5 protein-coding genes and 1 pseudogene are annotated in these 4,814 nt (G+C 69.0%); 1 reads left to right on the top strand and 5 read right to left on the bottom strand.

The window, feature by feature from the left end:
* From KV557_RS41345 to KV557_RS41325, 5 genes and pseudogenes are all read right to left on the bottom strand, one after another.
* Window positions 1-212: pseudogene (locus KV557_RS41345) on the bottom strand (serine/threonine-protein phosphatase); the annotation flags it as partial.
* A gap of 224 nt (window positions 213-436) precedes the next feature.
* A complete protein-coding gene (locus KV557_RS41340; RefSeq protein ID WP_218207267.1) occupies window positions 437-1,096 on the bottom strand; it encodes a DUF1963 domain-containing protein in 660 nt (219 codons plus the stop codon).
* 161 nt (window positions 1,097-1,257) lie between these two features.
* Window positions 1,258-1,425 (bottom strand): hypothetical protein, encoded by a 168-nt coding sequence (locus KV557_RS41335; RefSeq protein WP_218207261.1) that lies wholly within the window; start codon window positions 1,423-1,425, stop codon window positions 1,258-1,260.
* A 263-nt stretch (window positions 1,426-1,688) separates the two neighbouring features.
* Window positions 1,689-3,140, bottom strand: coding sequence for an amidase (locus tag KV557_RS41330; protein ID WP_218207265.1), 1,452 nt, complete (start codon window positions 3,138-3,140; stop codon window positions 1,689-1,691).
* Window positions 3,141-3,206: 66 nt separating this feature from the next.
* A complete protein-coding gene (locus tag KV557_RS41325) occupies window positions 3,207-3,413 on the bottom strand; it encodes a hypothetical protein (protein WP_218207260.1) in 207 nt (68 codons plus the stop codon).
* A 70-nt stretch (window positions 3,414-3,483) separates the two neighbouring features.
* Here KV557_RS41325 and KV557_RS41320 point away from each other — a divergent pair, with 70 nt between their 5' ends.
* Window positions 3,484-4,653: an IS630 family transposase gene (locus KV557_RS41320; protein WP_256178731.1), complete on the top strand. Its 1,170-nt coding sequence runs from the start codon at window positions 3,484-3,486 to the stop codon at window positions 4,651-4,653.
* Window positions 4,654-4,814 lie beyond the last annotated feature (161 nt).

Genomic DNA, 4,814 nt, shown 5'->3' with positions numbered 1-4,814 from the left:
TCCACCAACACCGAGACCACGGACGTAACACACACGACGGCGAGCGCGGAGCGGAAGGAGAGTGTGGCACCCGCGATGAGCGGTGCGGCTGCCAGCAGCGGGAGTCCCGTGTACGGCTGAGGCGCGAAACGGTCCAGCAGGACGCCGGCCACGAGGACCAGCGCCGCGAGCATCCACGGCACCTTCGCCAGAGTGGGTCGCAGGACTTTCACGATGCATCTCCCGTCCCGGCCGATCAAGGCCAGAGCGCAGGCCCGGGCCAGCCTGTCACATCACGGACTTACATGATCTTTCGGACACGCTCGTGGTCGCCAGCTGGCGTACTCCGGGTTACCTGCTGTGCCAGGTTGGCGCGGAGTCCACGCTGCTCCAGGACGAAGGGAACACGCTGTTCGTGCTGCGCGATGCGCACGGGCAACCCGCCCGACGGTGGCGTTCAGCATTGCCAGAGGAGGGCCGCCTGGGCGCAGGGCGCGCAGGTGAAGGCGTAGGCGCAGCCGCCTCCGCCGAAGTTCATGACGGTGGAGTGGTCGGGACCTTCTTCGAGTTGGACGGCCAACGGCATCGGGCGGGAGCACCGGGGGCAGGAGGGCGTCTCGTCGCCCTGGATCCACGCTGGTGTCCCGCCGAACTGGCCGAGGACGGATGAGTCCGAGCGGCCGGTCCGCGCCGTCCACGCGTCGCGGGCCTCGTTGTAGTCAGCTTCGTCTTCGTGCTCGGCGGTCACCGTCCTGACGGCGCCGAGCATTAGCGCCGCCTCGTCGGCATCGTCGTCGAGGCGGGGGAACGGGAGCGGCTGTAGGCCGTTGAAGGGGAGGACGAGAGCGAGGTTCCCGCCGGCAGTGGGATCCCAGTCCTCACACATGCCCGGGTCGTTCTGGCACGCGAACAGCGCGAGCGCGAACAGCGCGAGAACCCCGCGGTCCGCGCCCGTGGCACCGCCGGAGCCGACGTCGTCCAGGAGCACCTGCGCGAGGAACTGCATCGGTCCGCCGCACGACGAGCAGGTGGGCCACTCAGTTCCGGGTGGGGCAAGTGGTACCCCGCCGGTGCGGGTCACCGGAGCGTCCGCCGTGGTTGGGCCGGCATCGATCATCAGAGTCGCCACGCCCGGACTCTAGAACACGCCGACGGCCGGGGCGAACAGCGACGCGGCGGCCGTGCCAACGCGCGGCCGCCGACGCCCTCTGCTTAGTGGTCGGCTCCGGAGGTTCTTCGGGGGTTGAGTCCGGAGTCGCTGGTGTGTCTGTTGCTTGGTCAGAGTTCGGGTCCGGCGAGGCGGAGGTGGCAGGCGCAGTCGAGTGCGTCTTCGGGGGTGCCGGCGAAGGCGCCGGTGGGTAGCAGGGTGTCCTCGTAGCGGTCGCTGCTGGCGTAGTAGAGGGCGAAGCCCCATCGGCTGGCGGTGCCGCTGTAGCGCAGGCGCATCAGTTTGACCCGTTCGCCGTCGGGCAGTTTCGCCTTCCACGTAGGCGAACTGCCCTCGGTGGCGGATGTGCAGGTCGTCCGTCAGTTGTGGTCGGGCGGTGCGGGCGTGTTCGGTCAGCCGCTGGGCGAATGACGGTTGGGTGTACTCCGGCGTCGTGGGCATGGAGGCGGGTGACATTCGCGTTCCGGGCAGCGGTTGCGCGCATTCGGAGGATCTCGTCGTGGTCCGCGCCTCGTCCTCGACGGACACCCGGTAGTACGCCCTACTTCGGTGCCTGGAAGCCGCCGATCTTCTGCTCGAGCAGTTCGGCCAGCCGCAGCGGGGTGCGGTCCTCGAACATCGGACCGATGAGCTGCACTCCCACCGGCAGGCCCTCGGGGGACCGGCCCGCCGGTATGGCGGTGGCGGGTAGGCCGGGCATGGTGGCCAGACCGGCCCAGACGAGTTGGTCGAAGTACGGGTACCCGACACCGTCGACGTCGATCCGGCGTTCCAGCGGACTGGGACGGTGGTCGTGCGGGAACGCCGGAGCGGGTGTGACGGGGCACACCACGACGTCGAACTCGGCGAAGAGCTGCCGCCAGCCGTGGCGGTGGAGCTCGCGACGGCCGTTCACCTCGACCCAGTCGCTATGGCTGAGCACCATGCCGCGCAGCCGCGCCGCGTCGAGACTCCGGTCGTCCTCGCTCAGTTCGGCCACACGTGACTGCACCTGCTCGCGCGCTTCGACGGGAAAGCGTGCGACGGAGCTCGACACGAGCAACTGCATGTAGAGCGTCGCGGCTTCGCTCAGGTCGGGGAGCAGCGCGCTGTGCCGTTCGACGCGCGCCCCGCCGTCGGCCAGCGCGTCGGCCACGCGGTTGACGCCCGCCCGCACGGCGGATCCGGTCGCCATGAGCGGATGGTCCTCGATGACCAGGACCCTGAAGTCGCGGAGCTCCTCGTGACGCGCCGGCGGCAGCCGCAGGTCGTAGGCCACGCCGTGCGTCAGCGGGTCCGGCCCGGCCATCACGTCGAGCAGGAGCGTGAGGTCACGGGCAGAGCGCGCCATCGGACCGACCACGGCGAGGTCGAGGTCGACCGGCAGTGCCGGAGCGAGCGGCGGGACCATCCCCCGGACCGCCGCCAGCCCGAGTGTCGGCTTGTGTGCGTAGACACCGCAGAAATGTGCGGGCGTGCGCAGCGAACCGCCGATGTCGGAGCCGATGGACAGCGCGCCGAATCCGCACGCCAGGGCCGCCGCCGATCCACCGGAGGACCCACCCGGCGTGCGACCGTGATCCCACGGGTTATTGGTGGTGCCGTAGATCTCGTTGAAGCTCTGCACGTCCTGCAGCCCCAATGGCACATTGGTCTTACCGAGCACCACCGCGCCCGCCGCCTTGAGCCGCGACACCTGCACCGCGTCCTCGGCCGGCACGTAGTCCCGGTGCAGCGGCATGCCCCAGGTCGTGGGCAGCCCGGCGACGTTGTAGGACTCCTTCACCGTCACCGGAATGCCGAGCAGCGGCCGGTCCTCACCGCCGGCGCGCGCGTGGTCAGCAGCGCGCGCGGCGGCCCGTGCACGGTCGAAGTCCGGCACGCAGATCGCGTTGATCGCCTTGTCGTCCCGCTCGATTCGGGCGATCGCCTCGTCGGTCAGTTCCACCGAGGTCACTTCACCGGCGCGCAGGGCAGCCGCGAGTTCTTCGGCCGTCTGAAAGTTCGAATCCATGCGTTCGACCGTACCCACCTCTGGGACAGGCCATGAAATGCCGCTTCGCACAACGGGATGGACGTCTCAATACTCATCATCTTCCTCTCCGGCCACAGACAAATCGCCCGACCGCCGGCGATGGCGACATGCGGCGGGATTGGTGTCGGCCTGGGAGTTCAGGAGACCTTCATCGGACACCCGCGCGTACTTCGCGAGGCTGCGAACCGACGTACGCCCGGACAGCTTCATCAGCACCGGCGTGGAAGCGCCCTTCTCCACAGCGTGGGTCAACCGCGAGTGGCAGAGGATGCGGCGGGCTGCGGCCCATCGTGATCCACTTCTCCCGATCGGCCCGCCTGCCATGCCCGTTGCCCCGGCCCGCCCGATATTCCCGACCGCTGCCGAGCGCGAGCGGTTGAAGAAGATGGCCTACGGCCACAAGACCGAGTACCGGCTGCGGATGCGCGCGCAGGTCGTCCTGCACGCGGCACGGGGGCGCTCCAACGCGCGTATCGCCCGGGAGACGGGCCTGCACCTGGACACGGTTCGTGCCTGGCGCGGCCGGTTCGCCGACGGCGGTCTGCCGGCCCTGGCCGACCGCAAGCGCTCCGGGCGCCCCGCGCGTTTCACCCCCATGCAGGTCGCCGAGGCCAAGACGCTGGCCTGCCAACTCCCCGCCGAGACCGGCGTACCGCTGTCGCGCTGGTCCTGCCCGGAGCTGGCCGCCGAACTGATCGGGCGCGGGATCACCGACAGCGTCTCCGCGTCCACGGTGCGCCGCTGGTTGCGCGAGGACGCGCTCAAGCCCTGGCAGTGCCGGTCCTGGATCTTCATCCGCGACCCCAACTTCCGCGCCAAGGCCCAGCGCGTCCTGGACCTGTACGCCCGCACGTTCGAGGGCGTCCCGCTGGGCGAGGACGAGTACGTCCTCTCCAGCGACGAGAAGACCTCAATCCAGGCCCGCTGCCGCTGCCATCTGACCCTGGCCCCGGGCCGGGCCCGGGCGATGCGCGTCAACCACGAGTACGGCCGCGGCGGCGCGCTGGCCTACCTGGCCGCCTACGACGTCCACCGCGCGAAGGTCTTCGGCCGCTGCGAGCCCAAGACCGGGATCATGCCGTTCATGGCCCTGGTCGAGCAGGTCATGACCACCGAGCTCTACGCCAGCGCGAAACGCGTCTTCTGGGTCGTCGACAACGGCTCCTCCCACCGCGGCCAGCGGGCTGTCGACCGCCTGACCAACAGGTTTCCGAACGCGGTGATGATCCACACCCCCGTCCATGCCTCCTGGTTGAACCAGGTGGAGATCTACTTCTCCGTCGTCCAGCGCAAGGTCGTCCAACCCAACGACTTCACCGACCTGACCCAAGTCGGGGACCGGCTCCGAGCATTCGAAGACCGCTACAACGCCACGGCACAGCCGTTCCAGTGGAAGTTCACCACCTCCGACGTGGACGATCTGCTGGCCCGGCTCGACCGACACACACCCGCCGACCGACAAGAAGAATCCTCCGTCGCCCTGGCAGCCTGATCAACCCCCGAAGGATTTCCGGAGCCGACCACTTAGCTTGGCTTTAAACCCCACCAAGATCGTTTCTTGGTGGGGTTCGTCGTTTGCCGGACAGCAGGGCGGCCCCTGTTTGATCATGTGTTTCCGCCAAGAGACACGTAGATCAACCAAAGGCCGTGATG

Origin of the sequence: Kitasatospora aureofaciens, from assembly GCF_019192735.1 — a bacterium.
GTDB lineage: Bacteria > Actinomycetota > Actinomycetes > Streptomycetales > Streptomycetaceae > Kitasatospora > Kitasatospora aureofaciens_A.
The sequence above is the reverse complement of the archived record's forward strand: the minus strand, read 5'-3'. Positions and strand labels throughout refer to the sequence as shown.

What these genes read in the sequence shown, in the direction of transcription:
- KV557_RS41320 (WP_256178731.1), top strand. Translation starts at nt 3,484, where the DNA reads ATGCCCGTTGCCCCGGCCCGCCCGATATTCCCGACCGCTGCCGAGCGC.
- KV557_RS41330 (WP_218207265.1), bottom strand. Translation starts at nt 3,140, where the DNA reads ATGGATTCGAACTTTCAGACGGCCGAAGAACTCGCGGCTGCCCTGCGC.
- KV557_RS41340 (WP_218207267.1), bottom strand. Translation starts at nt 1,096, where the DNA reads ATGATCGATGCCGGCCCAACCACGGCGGACGCTCCGGTGACCCGCACC.
- KV557_RS41335 (WP_218207261.1), bottom strand. Translation starts at nt 1,425, where the DNA reads ATGCGCCTGCGCTACAGCGGCACCGCCAGCCGATGGGGCTTCGCCCTC.